Source organism: Cobetia amphilecti, assembly GCF_032923285.1.
GTDB classification, from domain to species: Bacteria; Pseudomonadota; Gammaproteobacteria; order Pseudomonadales; family Halomonadaceae; genus Cobetia; species Cobetia amphilecti.
In genome coordinates, this window is record NZ_CP136695.1 from 1,883,774 (window position 1) to 1,903,425 (window position 19,652).

16 protein-coding genes and 2 pseudogenes are annotated in these 19,652 nt (G+C 59.5%); 4 read left to right on the forward strand and 14 right to left on the reverse strand.

Features of this window, described 5'->3' with window-relative positions; genetic code table 11:
* Window positions 1-44: 44 nt before the first annotated feature.
* Window positions 45-2,069: a hypothetical protein gene (locus R1T44_RS08130; protein WP_317292857.1), complete on the forward strand. Its 2,025-nt coding sequence runs from the start codon at window positions 45-47 to the stop codon at window positions 2,067-2,069.
* A gap of 206 nt (window positions 2,070-2,275) precedes the next feature.
* Here R1T44_RS08130 and R1T44_RS08135 read toward each other — a convergent pair whose 3' ends face one another.
* From R1T44_RS08135 to R1T44_RS08150, 4 genes are all read right to left on the reverse strand, one after another.
* Window positions 2,276-2,797: a flavin reductase family protein gene (locus tag R1T44_RS08135; protein ID WP_317292858.1), complete on the reverse strand. Its 522-nt coding sequence runs from the start codon at window positions 2,795-2,797 to the stop codon at window positions 2,276-2,278.
* 289 nt (window positions 2,798-3,086) lie between these two features.
* Window positions 3,087-4,121, reverse strand: coding sequence for a methionine synthase (locus R1T44_RS08140; protein ID WP_317292859.1), 1,035 nt, complete (start codon window positions 4,119-4,121; stop codon window positions 3,087-3,089).
* 97 nt (window positions 4,122-4,218) lie between these two features.
* On the reverse strand, window positions 4,219-5,208 hold the full coding sequence (locus tag R1T44_RS08145) for a DUF1852 domain-containing protein (protein WP_317292860.1): 990 nt from the start codon (window positions 5,206-5,208) through the stop codon (window positions 4,219-4,221).
* A 549-nt stretch (window positions 5,209-5,757) separates the two neighbouring features.
* Complete coding sequence (locus R1T44_RS08150) at window positions 5,758-7,809, reverse strand: sigma-54-dependent Fis family transcriptional regulator (protein ID WP_317292861.1); 2,052 nt, start codon at window positions 7,807-7,809, stop codon at window positions 5,758-5,760.
* A gap of 427 nt (window positions 7,810-8,236) precedes the next feature.
* Here R1T44_RS08150 and R1T44_RS08155 point away from each other — a divergent pair, with 427 nt between their 5' ends.
* Window positions 8,237-10,033: an NAD(P)/FAD-dependent oxidoreductase gene (locus tag R1T44_RS08155; protein ID WP_043336840.1), complete on the forward strand. Its 1,797-nt coding sequence runs from the start codon at window positions 8,237-8,239 to the stop codon at window positions 10,031-10,033.
* A gap of 84 nt (window positions 10,034-10,117) precedes the next feature.
* Entirely contained in the window at window positions 10,118-10,894 is a 777-nt protein-coding gene (locus R1T44_RS08160; protein ID WP_024952470.1) for an SDR family NAD(P)-dependent oxidoreductase, read from the forward strand.
* A 264-nt stretch (window positions 10,895-11,158) separates the two neighbouring features.
* Here the strand turns inward: R1T44_RS08160 and R1T44_RS08165 are convergent, their stop codons facing one another.
* Window positions 11,159-12,199, reverse strand: coding sequence for an SDR family oxidoreductase (locus tag R1T44_RS08165; RefSeq protein WP_043336845.1), 1,041 nt, complete (start codon window positions 12,197-12,199; stop codon window positions 11,159-11,161).
* Window positions 12,200-12,328: 129 nt separating this feature from the next.
* Here R1T44_RS08165 and R1T44_RS08170 point away from each other — a divergent pair, with 129 nt between their 5' ends.
* The gene (locus tag R1T44_RS08170) at window positions 12,329-13,120 is read left to right on the forward strand and encodes a LysR family transcriptional regulator (RefSeq protein ID WP_209443821.1); all 792 of its coding nucleotides are present in this window, start codon (window positions 12,329-12,331) and stop codon (window positions 13,118-13,120) included.
* Between the two features lie 492 nt (window positions 13,121-13,612).
* Here the strand turns inward: R1T44_RS08170 and R1T44_RS08175 are convergent.
* From R1T44_RS08175 to R1T44_RS08215, 9 genes and pseudogenes are all read right to left on the reverse strand, one after another.
* A protein-coding gene (locus R1T44_RS08175) for an IS3 family transposase (protein ID WP_394805758.1) occupies window positions 13,613-14,748 on the reverse strand; the annotation gives its coding sequence in 2 pieces (ribosomal slippage) (window positions 13,613-14,490 and window positions 14,490-14,748; 1,137 coding nt in all).
* Window positions 14,749-14,814: 66 nt separating this feature from the next.
* Window positions 14,815-15,800, reverse strand: a pseudogene (locus R1T44_RS08180) (IS3 family transposase); the annotation flags it as partial.
* A gap of 57 nt (window positions 15,801-15,857) precedes the next feature.
* Window positions 15,858-16,082: a hypothetical protein gene (locus tag R1T44_RS08185; RefSeq protein WP_043337194.1), complete on the reverse strand. Its 225-nt coding sequence runs from the start codon at window positions 16,080-16,082 to the stop codon at window positions 15,858-15,860.
* Between the two features lie 105 nt (window positions 16,083-16,187).
* Window positions 16,188-16,646 (reverse strand): hypothetical protein, encoded by a 459-nt coding sequence (locus R1T44_RS08190; RefSeq protein ID WP_043337196.1) that lies wholly within the window; start codon window positions 16,644-16,646, stop codon window positions 16,188-16,190.
* Window positions 16,647-16,712: 66 nt separating this feature from the next.
* On the reverse strand, window positions 16,713-18,116 hold the full coding sequence (locus R1T44_RS08195; RefSeq protein WP_209443825.1) for a DUF3141 domain-containing protein: 1,404 nt from the start codon (window positions 18,114-18,116) through the stop codon (window positions 16,713-16,715).
* Complete coding sequence (locus R1T44_RS08200; protein WP_209443826.1) at window positions 18,113-18,412, reverse strand: DUF3141 domain-containing protein; 300 nt, start codon at window positions 18,410-18,412, stop codon at window positions 18,113-18,115. The genes R1T44_RS08195 and R1T44_RS08200 overlap by 4 nt, the downstream gene beginning before the upstream one ends.
* Before the next feature lie 49 nt (window positions 18,413-18,461).
* Window positions 18,462-18,668, reverse strand: a pseudogene (locus R1T44_RS08205) (hypothetical protein); the annotation flags it as partial.
* Window positions 18,669-18,752: 84 nt separating this feature from the next.
* Window positions 18,753-19,412, reverse strand: coding sequence for a methyltransferase family protein (locus R1T44_RS08210; RefSeq protein WP_043337201.1), 660 nt, complete (start codon window positions 19,410-19,412; stop codon window positions 18,753-18,755).
* Window positions 19,405-19,650, reverse strand: coding sequence for a DUF2933 domain-containing protein (locus tag R1T44_RS08215; protein ID WP_052384922.1), 246 nt, complete (start codon window positions 19,648-19,650; stop codon window positions 19,405-19,407). The genes R1T44_RS08210 and R1T44_RS08215 overlap by 8 nt, the downstream gene beginning before the upstream one ends.
* Window positions 19,651-19,652: the final 2 nt, after the last annotated feature.

Genomic DNA, 19,652 nt, shown 5'->3' on the forward strand with positions numbered 1-19,652 from the left:
CTACGCTTGAGCCCCATTACGCAGCAGAACAGTCGACCGCAGGGATGCGTAGCTTGATTCTAAACACGGGAAGCGCACTGATTGGCGCGGCCGCCATTGTGACATCGCTCGTACTGTTCGCCATGCAGGTGAACATCGAGCGCATGCCTCACGGGTTATTTCGCCGTCTGAGTGCGGATCCAAAGCTGCTTGGCTCGTTCGCGCTGGCATTTCTCTTGGCAATCGGCGTTGCTACGCTGTCGACGTTCGTCGATCAAGCCCGACTGGCGCATGTCATGCTCGCGGTCTTCTGGGCGATCGTGTTCATATTGATCTCGTTCATGTACGCCTATCGGCGTGCCTTGGTCCTCATCAATCCCTTGAGGCAGTTGAGAATACTCATTCACGACACTAGGAAGGAATTGCGGACCTGGACTCGGCGGGCTCAGCGGGCAATGCCCCTCCTTGAGCGAGAAGAAGCTGTAGGTGCCACGTCGTCTCTCACAGACTCGACGCACGACCTGGCTCGTACAACATTCTTCCAGGTCAACAGTCAATGGACCGATGGTGCGAAACGAGCGATTCGACATGCAATGTCGTTTGCTCGGCGCTATGCAGAGCAGGGAGATCATGAGGTGTCAGGTGCGGCACTGAATGCTGTCATCGGCATCAACGCCGCCTACATCGAGTCCAAGGGGAAAACGTTCTACGCCAATACTCCATTTGTCGATAATCCGTTTTCTAGCGACAGCTTCATCAACGACACGCTAGAACACCTTCGGCAAAACCTGCAGAGTGGAATTGCGCGCCGGGATGAACAGCAAGTCGAGCAGACATTGCAAACCATGGCTGCGCTTGTCCGGGTGTATCTGGGCATCGATTACTCGAGCCGATATGCCCCAAAAAGCCACGCACAACTCGCAGCAGGATACCTTGCGAGCTCGGTACAGGCAGTGGTTCCACACGATATGGCTGATGTTCTGCTGGAGGGACAACGGCTTATGGGGCAGTCTGCTCAGTATATCCTCACTCATGGGAAACCTGATGACATAACAGCTCTCAGCGAAAAAATCGCTTTTATTGCGTGCACTGGCTGCGCTAAGAAGGAGTACCACCCCGTTACGATGGAAGGCATCTCGCAACTTGCGAATCTGACTTTCGATCTAATTCGCTCTAGGAGCCACGGTATCCATTTCGCGGTCGGGGAGGTTCGCCGAGATATTGCCTTGGTTGCGAAGTTATTTCTTAAAGTTCCAGATACTCCACTTTCGAGCAGCCATAGCACATTCTTGGGACCGTACTACTCGTCGACGAGCACGCAGAGCTTGAGAGCACGGCTAACAAGCTTGGTGAACGCGATCTTAGAAGCGGAACCGGACAATGAGGATGCCAAATCAGTCATACAGAATATTGAGCGTTGGGCAGAAGGTCTCTATCAAACAGAAAAGGAGCTACTTCTCGCAGCCATACAAGCGAAGTCGCACTTCACGTTTGATATGATTCACTGGATAACGGGAGTGACAGAGATACTTTTGGCAGTCTCCAATGCTCCTGCATGCGATCATCACAGCCAAAATAAGTTGCAGGAGCATGCGCGCTGGTTAATTGCGATATTAACCTGGATTCCCGATGACAAGGACACAATATCGTTTGTCGAAAATTACCAGATGACTGAGACGTTGTTCGAAGCTGCGCTGGGCGCACGCAGTCGCGGTTACGATGACATAGCTAAGGGGATCAGGAAGAATCTCATGTCATGGACATTCAAGGGTGGGAAATACCAAACAGGATGGAATATTCTGGAAAAGGGACTGTGCGGTCTCGCAGCATTCGCTCTTCTAGTTGGGGATGAAGAAGCTTCGGAGATGAGAACAGAGGTAGGGACTCGTTTGTCCGGCGAAGGCGCGCCCGAACAAGAGATCCGAGATCGCACGGCAAGAGCAATCCTGGAGCGCGCTGGCAATCTGTATCGGCAGGGACATTGGTCATCGCAAATTGAAGTGGCCGTTGATAAAGCTGACCACCAGAAATTGCGTCCACTTTTGGAGGAAATTGCAGGCATGCTGATGGGAAGAAGTCGCTCAAGCTAGCATCACTGCGACGGTACACCAGCGGTACACACACCAGCTTCGTGTGCTATCCTCAAATTTCGCTAAGCTACTGATTGCAAAGAACTGTACCTTTCGCTCGATTACGGTTACTTTTCCTTGTGTGTCAGTAGCTTATTGTTTTAAAAGCCAACTCATAATCCCCTGGTCTGATCTCAAAGGTTTCAGCCGCCCAGTATCCTCCAGCCTTATTCCCCCCCAGCCATGCCCCTATACTTCCCTTTGAAATACAACAACGGCCGCGCCGTCCACGCAACATCCAGATTCAGTCCTTTCACTTCCCCGATCACGATCAGGTGATCACCTGCAGGATGCTCAGCGTGAATCTCGCAGTCGAGCCAGTGCAGGCTGTCATTGATCACCGGATTGCCAAGAGGGGAATGCTGCCAGTCGATGCCTTGCCATTTATCCGCGCCGCGCATGGCGAACTGGTTGGAGACATGGCTTTGTTCGCTGGAAAGAATGTTGACGGCAAAGCGCTCTGCCTGGCGAATCTTCGGGTAGCTGAAGGAGCTTGCCTTGACGCTGAAGGAGACCAGCGGCGGGTTCATCGAGACGCTGTAGAACGACTGGCAGGTGAAGCCGATCGGTTCGTCGTCGACCTGGGTAGTGATGATGGTGATGCCGGAGGCGAAGTGGCCGAGGGCTTCACGGAAACTGGCGGGGTCGATGGTGGTGTCAGCTTTGGTATCGGTATCGGAGAGTGACATGGCAAGTCCTGCAAGATGGGGGAGGTGGTAATGATCAGTCGTGGGGGAGGGACTGCAGCGACAGCGCGGGACTGAGTGCTTGAGTGACAAGGATGTGAGTGATGAAAAAATGGCCGTCGTGAATCCGTCACGATGGCCATTTTTGTTTGCGGCGGTGTCAGCCGCCTCGACTTTCACCCCTCAGCACTATCGTCGGGCCAACTCGGTTCGAAGCTAGCTAGGCGCGATGTTTCAGTGCTGTGCCTCGACCCGAGCTGTATCTTGGCCAGTTCAGTGTTTCGCCAAGCGATCAGCGCTGCGCTTCGAGTTCCTTGCGCACGATGGCGGCGCCGGCGCTGAGTGCCTGCAGCTTGCCGCGGGCGACTTCACGGGAGAGAGGGGCCATGCCGCAGTTGGTGCAGGGGTAAAGCTTGTCGGCATCCACGAACTGCAGCGCCTTGCGCAGGGTATCGGCGACCTCTTCCGGCGTCTCGATGGTGTTGTTGGCGACATCGATGGCGCCAACCATGACCTTCTTGCCTCGGATCAGCTCGATCAGCTCCATCGGCACGTGGGAGTTGTGGCACTCCAGCGAGACGATATCGATGTTGGATTGTTGAAGCTTGGGGAAGGCTTCTTCGTACTGACGCCACTCGGAGCCCAGGGTGTTCTTCCAGTCGGTGTTGGCCTTGATGCCGTAGCCGTAACAGATATGGATGGCGGTCTCGCACTTGAGGCCTTCGATCGCGCGCTCCAGCGTGGCGATGCCCCATTCATTCACTTCATCGAAGAACACGTTGAAGGCTGGTTCATCGAACTGGATGATGTCGACGCCTGCCGCTTCGAGTTCCTTGGCTTCCTCGTTGAGGATCTTGGCGAATTCCCAGGCCAGCTTCTCGCGGCTCTTGTAATGGCCATCGAAGAGGGTGTCGACCATGGTCATCGGGCCAGGCAGTGCCCACTTGATCGGTTGATCGGTCTGCGAGCGCAGGAACTTGGCATCTTCGACGAACACCGGCTTCTGGCGAGAGACCGGGCCGACCACGGACGGCACGCTGGCCTCGTAGCGATCACGGATCTTGACGGTTTCACGCTTCTCGAAATCCACACCATTCAGGTGTTCGATGAAGGTGGTGACGAAGTGCTGACGCGATTGCTCGCCATCGCTGACGATATCGATCCCGGCGTGCTGCTGCTCCTGCAGAGAGACGCGCAGCGCATCCTGCTTGCCCGCGACCAGTGCCTCACCTTCGAGTTTCCAGGGGGACCAGAGGACCTCCGGTTCGGCGAGCCAGGACGGTTTCGGCAGGCTGCCAGCGGTGGAGGTCGGGAGTAATCTCGTCATGATGAATAACCTTGTCCTTGGAATGGTTCAGATAGCGAATGTCGTTCGTCGATCAGCGCGCGCTGTTTGCGGATCAGTGAGCTGACCGATGATGGATTTATCGGTTGGCGGACCAGTTGGCGGACCACTGCTCGAGCAGGTTCTGGTAGGGCTTGATGAAGCTCTCTTCCACGAACTTGCCCTGCTCGATGGCGAGCTGGCTGCGCTCTTCGCGGTCGTACACGATGCGCGTCAGTGAATGGTCCTGCTGCTTCAGGCTCGCCTGATAGGATTTACCGGCCACGGAATTGGCGTTGTAGACCTCGGGACGATAGATCTTCTGGAAGGTGTCCATGGTGCTGATGGTGCTGATCAGTTCCAGATTGCTGTAATCGTTGAGCAGGTCGCCGGTGTGGTAGAAGGCCAGCGGTGCAACGCTGCCCGGCGGCATGAAGTAGCGCACCTTCAGGCCCATCTTGCTGAAGTAGGCATCGGTCAGGGAATCGTCGTCCTGGCGATATTCCACCCCGAGGATCGGGTGCACGTTCTCGGTCTGCTGGTAGGTCTTGGTGGTCGAGACGCTGATGCAGATGATCGGCGGCTTCTTGAAGCATTCCTTGTAGGCAGCAGAACCCACAAAGGCCTGGAACAGATTGCCGTGCAGCACGCCGAACTGCTCCGGCACGCTGAAGGAATCCTTGCCCTTGTTGTGCTCCAGCAGGCGCACGCTGAAGTCATAATCGCGCACGTAGGACGAGAAGTTGTTGCCGGTCACGCCGTCAATGCGCTGATTCGTCTGGTGGTCGACGATGGTGGTCTGCAGGATCTCGATGATCGGCAGGGCATTGTCGGAACGCGCGGCATCGAGATTCAGCTCGACGGAGATGATGTCCAGCTCGACGGAGTAACGATCGCCCTTGGGGTTGTCCCAGTTGGCCAGCGCATTGAATCGGTTGTTGATCATGTTCAGCGTGCTGCGCAGGTTCTGCTGACGGCTCTCACCACGCGCCAGGTTGGCGAAGTTGGTGGTCAGGCGGGTGTTTTCCGCCGGAACGTAGTTCTCGTCGAAGCGCAGACTGTTGATGCAGAAACCGAATTCGTTGTTCATGGCGTTCACCCTGATCCTGAGAGAGAAAATTCACTGTGTCGTCGACATCTTCCCGTGATCTTTCAGGCGTCTCGTGAGCGGGTTGCTCTCTGTGAGAACGCATCCATGCCGGGAGAGGCACGCTGCTCGCCATCACGTTCCGTGTGCTGGCTGTGAAGTGCAGCGTCATGGGAAGTCTTCATCAACGATCTGATGCAGGTGAGTATCTAGTGCCTGTCTCCATGACACAAACTGGATTTTTTAATGTTCAAGTTGAGTTAAATTCATGATGAGGGCGGGCGTCATTTCGCACGTTGTGAAAGCCGGCGAATCGAGCGGGGATAGGCGGGCTCAGCAAGCACGCAACGTGAGCCGCAGAGACGTTGACGTGAGGAGTGGGTAAGAAGGGTAAGAAGGGAAAGAGGGGTAAGGGGGAAAGAATGGAGAAACACACACGCTGGCCCGAACTTCCGCTCGGGCCTGTGTGTGGCAAGCACCTGACGTTTCAGAGCACGACACCCTCATGCACTCTTCACGTTCTCCATACTCGGCCATGAAGATGCAGCTGGCTCATGAGGCGAGCGGCTGATGATTGGGCGCCACCAGGCCATGGCGGCGCATGCGGCGGTAGATGGTGGGCCGCGAGACGCCGAGTTGGCGGGCGACCTGGCTGACGTTCCAGTCCGTGTGGCGCAACAGCTCGAGCAGTTCGTTGGCGTCCGCATCAGTCCCCGCATCAGCCCCTGCAGACGCGGGCGCTGGAGAGGCCGGGTTCGAGGAAGCGCCGGATGCGAAGGGGGAGGCAGCGGCAAGCGGACTGGCAGCCCCGCGGGTGCTGCCGGTGTGGGTCTGGCAGACCTCCGGCAGATCATGCAGGGTGATTTCATCGCCTTCCGCGGTGGCCATCGCGAAGGCAATCGCATTGCGCAGTTGGCGTATGTTGCCCGGCCAGTGATGACTCAGCAGCGCACTGATGGCATCGGCGCGCAGGTGGAGTGACTGTTCGCGTTCGGCTTGCAGTTCCGCATGCAGCTTGCGAATGAGGTAGTGACGATCGGCGCGCTCACGCAGTGCAGGTAGCAGGAGTTCGGCGCCGTTGAGTCGGTAGTAGAGGTCTTCGCGGAATTGCCCGCTGGCGATCAGCTCCGTGACATCACGATGCGTGGCAGTGATAACGCGAATATCCACCTTGATGGGCGTCTCGGCCCCCAGTGGCGACACCTCCCGTTCGGCGAGCACGCGCAGCAGGCGTGACTGGAGCGACAGCGGCATGTCGCCGATCTCATCCAGAAACAGCGTGCCGCCGTCGGCCTGTTGGATCAGGCCGCGCATGCCCTTGGGCCTTCCTCCCGTGAAGGCGCCCGGCAGATAGCCGAAGAGTTCACTTTCAATCAGCGATTCCGGAATGGCGGCGCAGTTCACCGCCACGAAGGGCGACTTGGCGCGTGGTCCGCTGTCATGCAGCGCCCGCGCCAACACTTCCTTGCCGGTTCCCGTCTCGCCACGAATCAGGATGCTCACGTTTTCATGGCGCATGCGGCGCGCCAGCTTGAGCAGCCGGTGCATGGAAGGGTCGTCTCCCGCGAGCTGGTCCAGCTCGGGCACCGGGTCATCCTGCTGGCTGACGGTGGGGAGGGCCCGCACCGGATAGCCGCGTGGCTCGATCAGTGTCACGAAGACGATGGCGTCATCCGCCCGCAGGCGGAAGGCGCGAATCTGATCCCGGCTGGCGTGCGGAATGCTCAACAGCTCATTGAGCTCCCCATCGAACAGCTGCGTGACGGCGGGCAGGGTGGAGACCGTCCACGGTGGCCAGCGCTCCAGATGCGCATCGATCAGACGCCGGCCTTCGTGGTTGGCGGCGATCACCTTGCCATCTTCCTGAATGGCAAACAGGCCGCGACCATTCAGGTGCACGAATTCCCGCGCGGTGTCGAAGTGCAGGATCAGGCAATCCCGATAGCGATGCAGGAAGTACGCATCCTCGATCATGCGGGCATGCAGGGTGACCAGGGAGAGCGCAAAGGTCTGGCTCTCCTGCGGGCGGGGCGATTTCAGCGCCGAGATGTCGAGGGCAGCGATCACACGCCCCTGGGGATCGGTGATGGGGGCCGCAGTACAGGTCAGGTCGATGTGGGTGGCATCGAAGTGCTCACGCTGATGGCAGGTGACGGCTGCGCCATCGTGCAGACAGGTGCCCGCCGCCGAGGTGCCGGCATAGCGCTCGTTCCAGTCCGAGCCGAGATAGAGGCCCGCGCGCCGCAGCTCACTCAACTGATCACGCTGACCGCGAAAATCCACCGCGATGCCGCGTTGATCGGTGAGGATCAGCGCATAGCCATGTTGTGCGATCTGACTATAGAGCCGCTCCACCCCGGCACGCGCCACATGCAACAGCTCATCCGCCGATTCCTGATGATCGCGCAGCGCCTGCTGGGTGAGAACGCGGACCGGGCGAGGGCGGCTAGGGTCCAGCTGATATTCCTCCAGACAGCGCTGCCAGGAACGACGGATGACGTCGCGCTGCGTCTCAGGGAAGACGTCGCGGCCTTCGCCCAGCTGCATCAGGGTCTGGATATGCTGCCGCTTGTCGGGCTGCATCGTTTCGAGTTGGCGGATCATGGCTGCCTCGGCGCTGGCCGTCTCGGGACGGCTCTTTTGATAGTGGCTACGGCTCTTTTGATTGTGGCTATGGCTCTTGTGCCGGTGGCGATGGCAATCGCAATTGTCACAACAGCGTCCATAGCAAAAGCGGCGTGTGCTCCTTCAAGCGTATGCGGTGTGACGGGAGCGTCAATCACCCTGTCCTGCATCCTTGGTCGGGGCGTTACAGGTGTAACGCCCCGTGTCAGGCGTACAGCGTACAGTTGTCACGAGGAAGGTGGAGAGCCCGGCGAGGCGAGGAGGGTGGTGATTCGGTAGTGGCGAATTTTTGTCATTCACGACAAGTGCTTACGAGCTTTGTCAGTCGTGCATGACGAAGCTGGCATGCTTGATGCCTTGGATGGAAGGCGTGACTACAACATCCAACAACACGCGGAGAGACGCCATGACCGCACGCACGCCAACTCAGATTGCTCAGCAATGGCTCGATGATTTCGAGTCCTCCCTGACTCAGCGCGATATCGCCCGGGTTCTCTCGTTGTTTGGCGAGGAATGCTACTGGCGCGATTTGATCGCCTTCACCTGGAATCTCAAGACGTCGGAGGGCAAGGACGAGATCCAGTCGATGCTCGCGGCGACCCTCGAGCATGTCGCTCCCTCTCGCTGGCAGCTGGATGGCGAGGCCAGTGAGGCCGGCGGCATCGTCGAGGCCTGGTTCACCTTCGAGACCGCCGATGCACGCGGCAAGGGCTTGTTGCGCCTGAAGGAAGGGCGCTGCTGGACGCTGTTGACCGCCATGCGCGAACTCAAGGAATTTCCCGAGCCGCTGGGCATGCAGCGCCCCAAGGGCGCCGAGCATGGTGCCAACAAGCAGCGTGAGACCTGGCTTGAGTCGCGTCAGCGCGAAGAGGCCGAGCTGGGCTACGAGCGCCAGCCGTATTGCGTGATCATCGGTGGCGGTCAGGGCGGCATCGGGTTGGCCGCGCGGCTCAGACAGATGGATGTGCCAACCATCGTGATCGACAAGAATCCGCGTGCGGGCGATGCCTGGCGCAATCGCTACAAGTCCCTGTGTCTGCACGATCCGGTGTGGTACGACCACATGCCCTACATCCCCTTCCCGGCAAACTGGCCGGTGTTCGCGCCCAAGGACAAGGTCGCGGACTGGCTGGAGATGTACACCAAGATCATGGAGCTCAATTACTGGAGCTCCACGGCCTGTGAGAGTGCGCACTTCGATGAGGCGAGCGGCGAGTGGGTGGTCGAGGTGGTACGCGACGGCAAGCCCGTGACCTTGCGGCCCAAGCAACTGGTGCTGGCCACGGGCATGTCGGGCATGCCCAATGTGCCGCACTTTCCGGGGGCCGAAACCTTCGAAGGTGAGCAGCAACACTCCAGCCAGCACCCGGGGCCGGATGCCTATCGTGGCAAGAAGGTGGTCGTGGTGGGCGCCAACAATTCCGCTCACGATATCTGTGCCGCGCTGTGGGAGCACGACGCGGATGTGACCATGCTGCAGCGCTCCTCCACGCATGTGGTGAAGTCCAACTCGCTGATGGAAGAGGCGCTGGGGCCGCTCTACTCCGAGCAGGCAGTGCAGAACGGCATCGATCACCACAAGGCGGACCTGATCTTTGCCTCGATCCCCTACCGGATACTGCCTGACTTCCAGCGCCCGATCTTCGAGGCGATTCGCAAGCGTGATGCCGACTACTACCGTCGATTGGAGGCGGCAGGCTTCCTGCTCGATTTCGGCGATGACGACTCGGGCCTGTTCCTGAAATACCTGCGCCGCGGCTCCGGCTACTACATCGATGTGGGCGCCTGTGATCTGGTCGCCAATGGTGACATCAAGTTGCGCAGTGGCGTCGGCATCGAGCGCATCAATCCGCGCTCGGTCACTCTGACCGATGGCTCGGAATTGCCCGCTGACCTGATCGTCTATGCCACCGGCTACGGCTCGATGAATGGCTGGGCGGCACGCATCATCTCGCAGGACGTCGCCGACAAGGTCGGAAAATGCTGGGGCATGGGCTCCGATACGCTCAAGGACCCCGGGCCCTGGGAGGGCGAGCTGCGCAACATGTGGAAGCCGACCCAGCAGCAGGCGTTATGGTTCCACGGCGGCAACCTGCACCAGTCGCGCCACTATTCCCAGTATCTGGCGCTGCAGCTCAAGGCGCGGCTCGAGGGTATTCCGACGCCGGTCTACGGCCTTCAGGAAGTCCACCATCTGAGCTGAGGCCAGTGGCGCTGGGCAGTCTGCCAGCGTCATGGTAGCAGCGCAGCATTTGCAGATTTCGGTGAAAGATTCAGGAGACAACTCATGCAACTGAACGACAAGATTGCACTGGTGACAGGGGGTGGGCGCGGTATTGGCCAGGGGATCGCGCTGGCATTGGCCAAGGCGGGCGCGGATGTCGTGGTGGCGGATCTGGACCTCGCCATCGCCCGCGAGACGGCGGCAAAAGTGGAGGCACTGGGTAGACGGTGTCTGGCGCTACAGGTCGATGTCGCGGATGCGGCGTCCGTGCGGCGCTTGATTGAAGAGGCAGAGGTCGGACTCGGCCCGCTCGATATCGCCGTCAACAATGCCGGCATCATCGGCATCCATTCCATCGATGCGCTGACGGTGGAGGAGTGGGACCGCGTCATGAACGTCAATGCGCGAGGTACCTTCTTGTGTACTCAGGCCGAGGTCGCCGTGATGCGCTCACGCCGCGTCGGGTGGATCATCAACGTGGCCTCGATGGCCGGCAAGGTCGGCTTTCCTGATCTGTCGCACTACTGTGCCTCGAAGTTCGCGGTCATCGGCTTTACCAATGCCGTCGCCAAGGAAGTGGCAGCGGAAGGCATCACCGTCAACGCGATCTGCCCGGGCGTGGTGGGCACCGGCATGTGGCGGGGCGAGAGTGGGCTCTCGGCACGCTGGAGTCAGGAAGGCGAAAGCGAGCCCGCTGCATGGGAGCGCCTGCAGAAGAGCCTGCTGCCCCAGGGAGTCGCCCAGACACCTGAGGACATGGGGCAGCTGGTGGTCTACCTCGCCCAGGCCGAACACGTGACAGGGCAGGCCATCGCCGTCGATGGTGGCTTCACGCTGTAAGCTAGCGCTGATCATGGTTCGATACATGATGACAGCACGAGACAGGCCACCTTCGCTAATGGAAGGCGGCCTGTTTGTCGTGACGGCTCCTGACTTCTGTCACTTGAAGGCTTTATGACCCTCGCTCATGGGGCGGTCTACTCTGCAACCGCGTAGGCTCATGCGGTTATCTGTCAGCGTGTTAGTGCCCCCGTAGTACGTCATCGCTCAAGCACTTAGGGCGAATCGAGCAGGTGCGTACCAGAGGGGTCGAGTGATCAAACGTCAAGGGATCAGGCGGCGTTCCTTCATGGCCTCAAGGTGCTGAATGAGACTCTGGGGTGAGTGGCGACACATTTCTGCAAAGCCGGCTTGGCGAGCCTTCGTCAAATCAAAGACAGCGTCCTCTTCGACATGGAAGATGAAATCTCCGAAGCCACCTTGCGCAATCTTGTCGATATCTGTCTCGGCAAGTCCTTGGCGCTCTGCAAGCGTCTTCCAAGTGCTTGACACGGCAGCGAGACGTGTCTCCAACGAAATAGGTTGAGGCTCGCCAGTCTCAAGCCCAAACCAGTTGGCGATCTCTGGCCAGACGTGGCGCCACCGAATCTGATCACCATTGGTGACGTTATAGGGCCCTTGCTGGTTCTCTGCGATGGCCCACAGGGCGGCTTTGCCCACCAGATCGGCATCGCAGATGTTCAGCAAGATATCGTAGGCACGCGCCGTACCGGGGAATTGCATGGCAACACCGAGCTCCCGGCAAAGCGTGCCATAGAGACCGATAAGGTTACCGAGGTTCATGGCTGAACCCAGGGAATGGCCTATCACGATGTCGGGACGCAATGCGGTCCAACGAATTCCCTTGCCTTCGAGTTCGCGAGCCAGATCTTCATGCTCGAAATACAGGTTGGGGGGGAAGTGCCGGCTGTCCTCTTCTCGAGCCGGTGTTTTGTAGACCCCGAGGTGAGCACCGTAGACCTTCCCGCCCTGTACGAAGACCTGGTGCTCGATTGACGCTTGGGATTCTTCAAGCACCTGGAAGAGGTGCCGCATCATGTCGCCATTTTGTTGTGCTTCAGTGGCAGGGTCCGGATCCGGTTTCAAGGCGGCGTAAAATACGTGCGTCACGCTGCTCAGTACATCACTTGCATCTCGCAAAGAGGCAATATCCAAGAGATCGGCGCTGACGTGGTGTCCGCTTCCCGGACCCTCTGAGGAGCGAGAGAGTGTCGTGACTCGCCATCCTGCCTCTTCAAAGGCCAATGTTGCTGCACGGCCGATGACGCCACTGGCACCAGCGACTAATAGGTGATGTTGGCTCATGAGACTCTCCTGTCCTGTGGCGCATGATCATGGGAGGGGTCGCCCATGACGTCGGCCCTGACAGTGGCATTGTTTGTTTTGCTAATAAATGCTCGACTGATGAATTCATCCTTCACTATATGGTGAATAATGGATCGCTTGGCGTTAATGAAACTTTTTGTGGATATCTGTGAGCGTGGGTCAATGGCGGCGGTGGCCCGTCAGCGAGGCCAGTCCCCGTCATTGGTCACCCAAGCCTTACAGAAGCTTGAGCAGCAGGTCGGGGCCAAGCTTATCGTCAGAACAACGCGTGCCATGCATTTGACGGCGGAAGGCGAACAATTTCGAGACGACAGCGAAAGGATCCTGGCCGAGTATGACAAGGCTCTTGAGCGGATCTCGGGCACAGGGTCGCTGAGTGGCACCATCAGGCTGACGGCGACCAATGATTTTGGCCGCACGCGCCTACCACGGCTGATCGATCAGTTCCTGATACAGCACCCGGAAGTAAAATTTGAACTCGTGCTATCCGATGGAGTGTTGGACCTGGTCGATGAACGATTTGATCTGGCCATTCGTCATGGGCCGATGGCGGACTCAAGCTTGACGTCACGACGTCTCGTCAGTACCCATCGTGTTGTGTGTGCGGCACCTGCTTATTGGCAGGACGCAGGGCGCCCCCAACACCCATCAGAGCTGTCATCCCACCAGTGCATGGTGCTCGCTCGCCCAGGAGCGCCCCAGAACCATTGGGAGTTCCAGGAGGCAGGGCAGGTATTTTCCGTGACGGTGGCGGGGAACCGAATGGCCAGCGATGGTGGCGCGTTGCGCGAGTGGGCGATCGCAGGGGCTGGAGTGATATTTAAATCGATGGTGGATGTGGCAGAGGATATTGAGGTCGGACGACTGGAAGTTGTGCTGAATGACTATCAGGATTCCTGAAGTGAATCTGTACGCCGTGTTTCCGGAAGGCAGATATGCAAGTCGACGGATCAGTACCTTCATCGAATTTCTTCACGACAAGCTTGGCAGTGAGAGAGAGGCCTCACACTGCCAGAGTCGTGCATCCAGCTCTCGCGCTTGAGGGCTGCCGGGGAGTGGCAAGGGCAAAGAACGACCCACATCATGTCTATGGCAGGCTGGGCCTCGGATGGCCAATCCGGTTGTAGTGGTCAAGTGTTTTTGGCCACCGATCTTTGAGCATTCCAGTAGTTCTTTTCTGCCAAGTTCGGCGGTATCCCATCGTTATGCTTGTGCGGCCTGAGGCTGCTGTAGTAACCGATCATATAATCAGTGACAGATCGCTTCGCCGCAGCGACATCGGGATAGCCGATCTCTGGTATCCATTCCGTTTTCAGGCTTCTGAATGAAGTGGACCCCATCCTTTGGACCACCTGACGGGTCGTCTAAGCTCGGATCAGGTCATCATCGGCGTCAGGCTGCCTGGGTCAGTGGTTGAGAGAAGTACACTTCATCAGGTGTAGCATCGTCTAGCCCTTGGTGGGGCCGCTCCGTGTTGTACCAAGCGAAGTAACGCTTCAGATCCCCTTGCAAGTGGGCGCCGCTCTCGAAAGCCTTCAGATAAACGCACTCATACTTCACACTGCGCCAGAGTCGTTCCACGAATATGTTGTCCTGATAGCATCCCTTGCCGTCCATGCTGATCCGGACATCATGGGCTTCCAGAACTTCGGTGAACGACTGGCTGGTGAACTGACAGCCTTGATCTGTATTGAATATCTCGGGCTTTCCATAACACGCCAGGGCTTCCTCCAAAGCATCGATACAGAAGTCCGTATCCAGGGTGTTGGAGACCCGCCAGGCCAACACGCGACGGCTGTGCCAGTCCATGATGGCCACCAGGTACATGAACCCGCGCGCCAAAGGAATATAGGTGATATCGGTCGCCCAGACCTGATTGGGGCGGTCGATGACTCGCCCCCTCAGCAAGTAAGGATAGATCCGATGTCCTGTGCCTGGCCGGCTGGTGCATGGCTTCGGATAAATAGCCTGTAGTCCCATCCCGCGCATCAATCGCTGGACGCGCTTGCGGCTCACTGCGTGCCCCAAGCGATTGAGATAGGCTGACATCCTTCGTGAGCCATAGACCGGTGTGCGCAGATGTTCCGCGTCGATCAGACGCATTAACTCCAGATCATAGGCCCGTAGTGCCTTGCGCTGATAGTACATCGAGGAGCGACTGATACCGAGTAGCTGGCATTGACGTCGGAGGCTGATGCCGGGCGCTTGCGGCTCGACCATTGTCAGGCGCTGGGCCCGACTCAACGATCGAGCCTGCGTGACAAAAAATCCCGTTCCACCGTCAGCTTGCCGATCTCGCGATAGAGCGTATCGATCTCCTCCTGGGTCTTCTGGGCGGTTTTACTGGAACTTTTGCCCTCGAAGACGCCGGTGGCGTTGTCCAGCAGGTCGCGCTTCCACTGACTCACCATGGTTGGGTGGATCTCGAAGCGGGCTGCGATCTCTGACGTGGTCTGTTCCCCCTTGAGGGCGGTAAGGGCTACCTTGGCTTTGAACTCACTGCTGTACTGTCGACGTTTCCTGCTCATGATCAAGCTCTCCTGGTCGGTATGATCAGAGCTTAGCGCCTGGTCCGAATTCTGGGGTCCACTTCAGAAGAAGCGCTCTGTTGGGGCATTGTCCCAGCAATTGCCACGGCGACTGAGACTCAGCGTCATTCGGTAGCGCCAAAGCATCTGCCGGAATGCCCGGCTGGTGTACTGGCAACCCTGATCCGAATGAAACAGGATATTCCGTGGCTCTCCACGCGATTCGTAGGCCATGGTCAGCGCTTTCTTTACCAGCTCCGTGTTCGGCGATAGGGACAATGCCCACCCCACGGGTTTACGAGCATACAAGTCGATGACCACTGCCAGATAAGCCCAGCGTGCCCCTGTCCAAATATAGGTAATGTCGCCGGTCCATACCTGATTGGGCTTCTTTACATCGAACTCCCGATCAAGAACATTCGGTATATCCAGGTGTGGCTGATCAGCCTTCTTGTAGGCGTGCCTCGGCGGCTGCGAACTCATCAGCCCCAGCTGCTTCATCCGCCTGCTGGCCCGATAACGACTCAACTGTATTCCTGCCTGCGTGACCATTTTTGCGATGCTGCGAGCCCCAGCAGAGCCGTTACTGACGGTATGCGCCTCGACAACCTGATCCAGCAGCTTCTGCTCAGTCTCACAAGGTCTTCTATCCCGACCACGCCAAGCCCGGTAGCTACTGCGATGCACCCCAAACACCTGACACAAGTGCTGCACCGCGTAGCTCTCTTCAAGTCGCTCGATTATCGAGAATTGCTCAGGGAGTCCGACATCAAGAGAGCGGTAGCCTTTTTTAATATTGCCTTCTCTTCTTCCACTCGCCGCAGCTTGCGCTTCAGTTCCTGGATCTCACGCTGTTCCGGCGTCAGAGCCTCACCTTTCAGCGGCGCCTTGCCTGCTCGCTCAGCCCGAAGCCTGCGTACCCAATATTCCATGGTGGATTTGCCAACTCCCATGGCCTCACACGCCGCCTTCAGCGTGTAACCCTGATCGACCACGAGTTGGGCCGCTTCCAAGCGAAATTCCGGGCTGAACGTTCTCTTCTTCGTCATCATCTGCACCTGACTGTCTCTGTGAGTGATCATACACTCAAAATCAGGTGGCCAGATTCACTATGCCACTACACACCCGATCGCCGCGGCGGCCTCGACGATCTCGGTGGGACGGCCGATGAGCACCGGCTCGGCGATGCCCAGCCTCGCCGCCTCGCGAAGCGTCTCCAGCACGACGGCCTGGGCCGCGTTGACCACGGCGACGCGGATCGGGTTACCGCCACCGGCTCGCTGAATCAGATCATCGAGCGTCGCAAGGGCCACTGGCGTTGCCGTCTGGGTCATGTCACCTCCTGGGTGTTGGTTAATGTGCGCTGCACGTGCCGGGCGATCATCCGTTCTTCATTAGTGGCTACGACCTCTGCTTAGACGGCCCTGTAGCGTCGACATCTATAGATCCCGAGCCCGGTTGATCTGCTGGGACAGACGCATCGCCTCGTGTTCCTCCAGCTTCAAGAGCTCGCGAACGAGATCCCGAGCCTCGGGGATGTCGGCGCGTCCTTCCAGGTAGCGGTATAGCGCGATGACCTGATCGTGCAGCGAGAAGACTTCCCGGCTGATGTCTTCGAAGCCCATCTCGGCATAGGGCAAATTGCACGCCTGATGGGGTTTGATGGGCGCATGCGACAGATAATCGTAGACCCAGGTGTTTAGGGCCTTGGGGTCGGCCTGCTTCTCGAAGCTGGCCACGGTGTGCTCCAGGACCGCCTCGTGATCGGCGAGATACTCCAGCAGTGATTTGGCCCGTGCCTCCTCCTGCCGGGTGGCACAGTGCCTGAAGCACTCGGCCAACTGGGCATGCAGCTGGCGAGTCCAGTCGATCAGGTCATGAAAGGTCTCGATCTTCATTTATTGCTCTCCATTAGTGGGTTGCTCTATAGGTATTGGCTGTAAACCGGGTCGGCTTCGACTGGGTCACTCGTTCTCGCTCCACCATCCCCCGCCGTAGAGGCTGCGAAACCCCATCTCGTACATGCTGTCGCGGGTCGTGCCGGCAAGCTCCAGCGTCGAGGCGATAGAGTCGCTCAACAGCGTCTCCCATTGCCGATAGGGGGTGTCACTATCGATCGGCGCCGGTGCGGTCTCTACCATCTCGGCCAGCCACTTCACACCGGTCATCCAGGGGGAGAAGCGTTCCGAGTACATCAGCCGGCTGGTCCGCGCCGGATGCAGTTGACGCAGCACCTCGGCTGACCAGGGGGTGGTGTAAAACCGCACCCAGGGCCCGACGAAGGTCTCGTAGAGGGCCACATTGTGCTCGGAGAGCGCTCGCACCCCTTCGAACGCCGGGGCCCGGTCGGGAAAGTTCATGTCTTCCACGCGGCGCTCCTCGAAGCGCACCTGGAACTGGGGCTTGTGACAGTCGGGGTCGCCGGTGGGGTTGTCGATGCGCATCTCGTAGAGGCCAGGGGCCAGGTCATTCAGATTGCCGACGCTCTCGAGGATCGCTCGGTGCTCGAGGCGCGCCACCTTGGAGGAGACGAAGATGCCCAGATGCCCGACGTGGGGATTGAGCAGGTAGACGATACGCTGGTCGGCGGCCTTGAGTGCCGCGGTATCGGGATAGACCGCGGGGATCCAGTTGAGCGCCTGATGGGGCGGGGTGATGTTGTCGCCGCCGGAGGCGAAGATCACCAGGGGGTTGCGGATGCGCTTGAGGTCGACGCTACAGCCGGGGCAGACCTCGAGCTCGCCACGCTCCAGCTTGTTGCCGACGAAAAGGTTCTCGACGATGGCAACGATCTCCTCTTTGCTCAGGCTATAGAAGCCCGTCCACCAGCGCTCGAACTCGAGGAAGCGTTCGCGCTGGCCGTCGATGTCGGCGAACAGCTGATAGTCCTTCTGCCACAGGGTATTCGCAGGCTTGAGGGCTTCGAAGTTGGTGGCGAGGTTCGCACCGTCGAAGCGCCCGTCTCCCAGGTCGGCCATCAGGTGCGTCAGCCAGGCACCGCCAAGCAGGCCGCCGGCGAGGCGCATGGGATTGACGCCGGATTCGCCGGACCAGTAGGAGAGCGGCGAGCCGTTCAGCACCGCCGGCCCGACCAGACCCTCGCAGTCGGCGGAGAGCAGCGCGATGGCCCAGCCCGCCTGGCAGTTACCGTAGAGCACCGGCGGCTGGCCGGGGTGGCGCTCGGCCAGCGTCTCGACGAAGCGGCGCAGGACGTGCAGCACGTCCTCCAGTGTCTGGCCGGGGACGGGCTCGGGGAAGAAGATCACGAAGTAGACCGGGTGTCCCTCGTGGAGCGCCATGCCCACCTCGGAGTCGCGCTTGAAGCCGCCGATGCCTGGGCCGTGGCCGGCACGCGGGTCGACGATCATCCTGGCGGCCTAGTCTCGTCGAGGCAGTCCTCCAGGCAGTCCTCGCCGACCCGGGTGATGCGCAGCAGGGCATAGTTGGCGGGGCGCGCCAGTCGACGGCCATCCACGAGCATCTCGTAATCGAAGTCGAGCAGTGGCGGCTTGCCCGCCTGCTCATGCTCGAGCATGTTGTCCGCGCGCTCACACAGCGTGTCCAGGTAGCGTACGCCGCGTCGCCACAGGTCGGTCTGATAGGCGAGTAGCTCCGTGGCCGGGTGGCTCGGGAGGGTGCCTTCTTCGGGCTCGGGTGCGGTCATCGGGGCGTCCATCTCTGGTGGGGCGGTGGGTTGGCGCTTGCGCGGGGTTTTATGAGCCGTGGGTGGCTTGGTGGTGGATGTTTTGGCGGTCATAGTGGATACCTCTCAGTGTCAGGATGTCGTGGGCGCCGATCTCGATCCGGGACTCGGACAGGAAGCGGTACGGCGGAACCTTCAGGTTGATCGGCGCCGGCACCGCCTTGAACACGCGTCCGGCGAAGTCGAACTGGGAGCCGTGGCAGGGGCAGAAGAAGCCCCGGGCGAGTCGTCGCTGACGACCACGATCGTGCCGACGAGAAAAACGTCTGCTTTTCATGACTGCACCTCTGGGATTTTGTCCTTACAGGCGCCAGCCACTCGTACTCGCCATCCGCAGGTGCGGAATGAAGCGTGGCGTGCGGGCCGCGTAGGTCTGCCATTTGTCGCCAAACTGGCGCGCTACGTCGCGCTCTTCGTGGATCGCCAGTCGTGAGTACATCCACACCAATACCGGGAACATGACCAGGGTCAGCAGGGTGGGCCACTGCAGCAGGAAGCCGGTCATCACCAGCACGAAGCCGGCGTACTGGGGATGCCGGACATGGGCATAGAGCCCGGTGGTGGCCAGTTCTCCCCGCCGCTGGGCGGTATAGAGTGACCGCCAGCCGGCGGCGATGAGCCAGAAACCCGCGGCGATGAACACCATGCTCAGCAGATGGAACGGCCCGAAATGCGGGTTGGCCTGCCAGCCGAACAGCATCTCCAGCAGGTGGCCCGCATCGTGGCTGAACCAGTCCACCTCCGGGTGGCGCGACTGCAGCCAGCCGGAGAGGAAGTAGAGGGTCAGCGGGAAGCCGTACATCTCCGTGAACAGCGCCACCAGGAAGGCGCTGAAGGCCCCGAACGAGCGCCAGTCGCGGCGCGTCTGCGGCTTGAAGAAGCTGAAGGCGAAGAAGATGAAGATCGCCGAGTTGAGAATGACCAGGCCCCACAGCCCATAGGCGGGTACGTCATCACTCATCGCGTCCTCCCTTGTGATCATCATGCCCGCCATGACCCCCGTGGCCTCCATGTCCGCCGTGCATGAACACATGCATTAGCGGACAGGCGAGCAGGATCAGCCAGGGCAGGGCACCGAGCAGGTGCACCTTGTGCTCCTCCCAGAGCAGGAAGCCCATCACCGCCAGGGCGATCGCCACCATGAGCCAGAAGCTGCCTTTGCTGGGTCCTCGCTCCAGCCACCCCTTTTCGTCATGCATGA

Excerpts from the sequence above, each read along its gene's own strand:
- R1T44_RS08200 (WP_209443826.1), bottom strand. The coding sequence starts at position 18,412 with ATGACCGCACCCGAGCCCGAAGAAGGCACCCTCCCGAGCCACCCGGCC.
- R1T44_RS08155 (WP_043336840.1), top strand. The coding sequence starts at position 8,237 with ATGACCGCACGCACGCCAACTCAGATTGCTCAGCAATGGCTCGATGAT.
- R1T44_RS08160 (WP_024952470.1), top strand. The coding sequence starts at position 10,118 with ATGCAACTGAACGACAAGATTGCACTGGTGACAGGGGGTGGGCGCGGT.
- R1T44_RS08215 (WP_052384922.1), bottom strand. The coding sequence starts at position 19,650 with ATGCATGACGAAAAGGGGTGGCTGGAGCGAGGACCCAGCAAAGGCAGC.
- R1T44_RS08135 (WP_317292858.1), bottom strand. The coding sequence starts at position 2,797 with ATGTCACTCTCCGATACCGATACCAAAGCTGACACCACCATCGACCCC.
- R1T44_RS08140 (WP_317292859.1), bottom strand. The coding sequence starts at position 4,121 with ATGACGAGATTACTCCCGACCTCCACCGCTGGCAGCCTGCCGAAACCG.
- R1T44_RS08145 (WP_317292860.1), bottom strand. The coding sequence starts at position 5,208 with ATGAACAACGAATTCGGTTTCTGCATCAACAGTCTGCGCTTCGACGAG.
- R1T44_RS08130 (WP_317292857.1), top strand. The coding sequence starts at position 45 with ATGCGTAGCTTGATTCTAAACACGGGAAGCGCACTGATTGGCGCGGCC.
- R1T44_RS08165 (WP_043336845.1), bottom strand. The coding sequence starts at position 12,199 with ATGAGCCAACATCACCTATTAGTCGCTGGTGCCAGTGGCGTCATCGGC.
- R1T44_RS08185 (WP_043337194.1), bottom strand. The coding sequence starts at position 16,082 with ATGACCCAGACGGCAACGCCAGTGGCCCTTGCGACGCTCGATGATCTG.
- R1T44_RS08170 (WP_209443821.1), top strand. The coding sequence starts at position 12,329 with ATGGATCGCTTGGCGTTAATGAAACTTTTTGTGGATATCTGTGAGCGT.
- R1T44_RS08190 (WP_043337196.1), bottom strand. The coding sequence starts at position 16,646 with ATGAAGATCGAGACCTTTCATGACCTGATCGACTGGACTCGCCAGCTG.
- R1T44_RS08150 (WP_317292861.1), bottom strand. The coding sequence starts at position 7,809 with ATGATCCGCCAACTCGAAACGATGCAGCCCGACAAGCGGCAGCATATC.
- R1T44_RS08195 (WP_209443825.1), bottom strand. The coding sequence starts at position 18,116 with ATGATCGTCGACCCGCGTGCCGGCCACGGCCCAGGCATCGGCGGCTTC.
- R1T44_RS08210 (WP_043337201.1), bottom strand. The coding sequence starts at position 19,412 with ATGAGTGATGACGTACCCGCCTATGGGCTGTGGGGCCTGGTCATTCTC.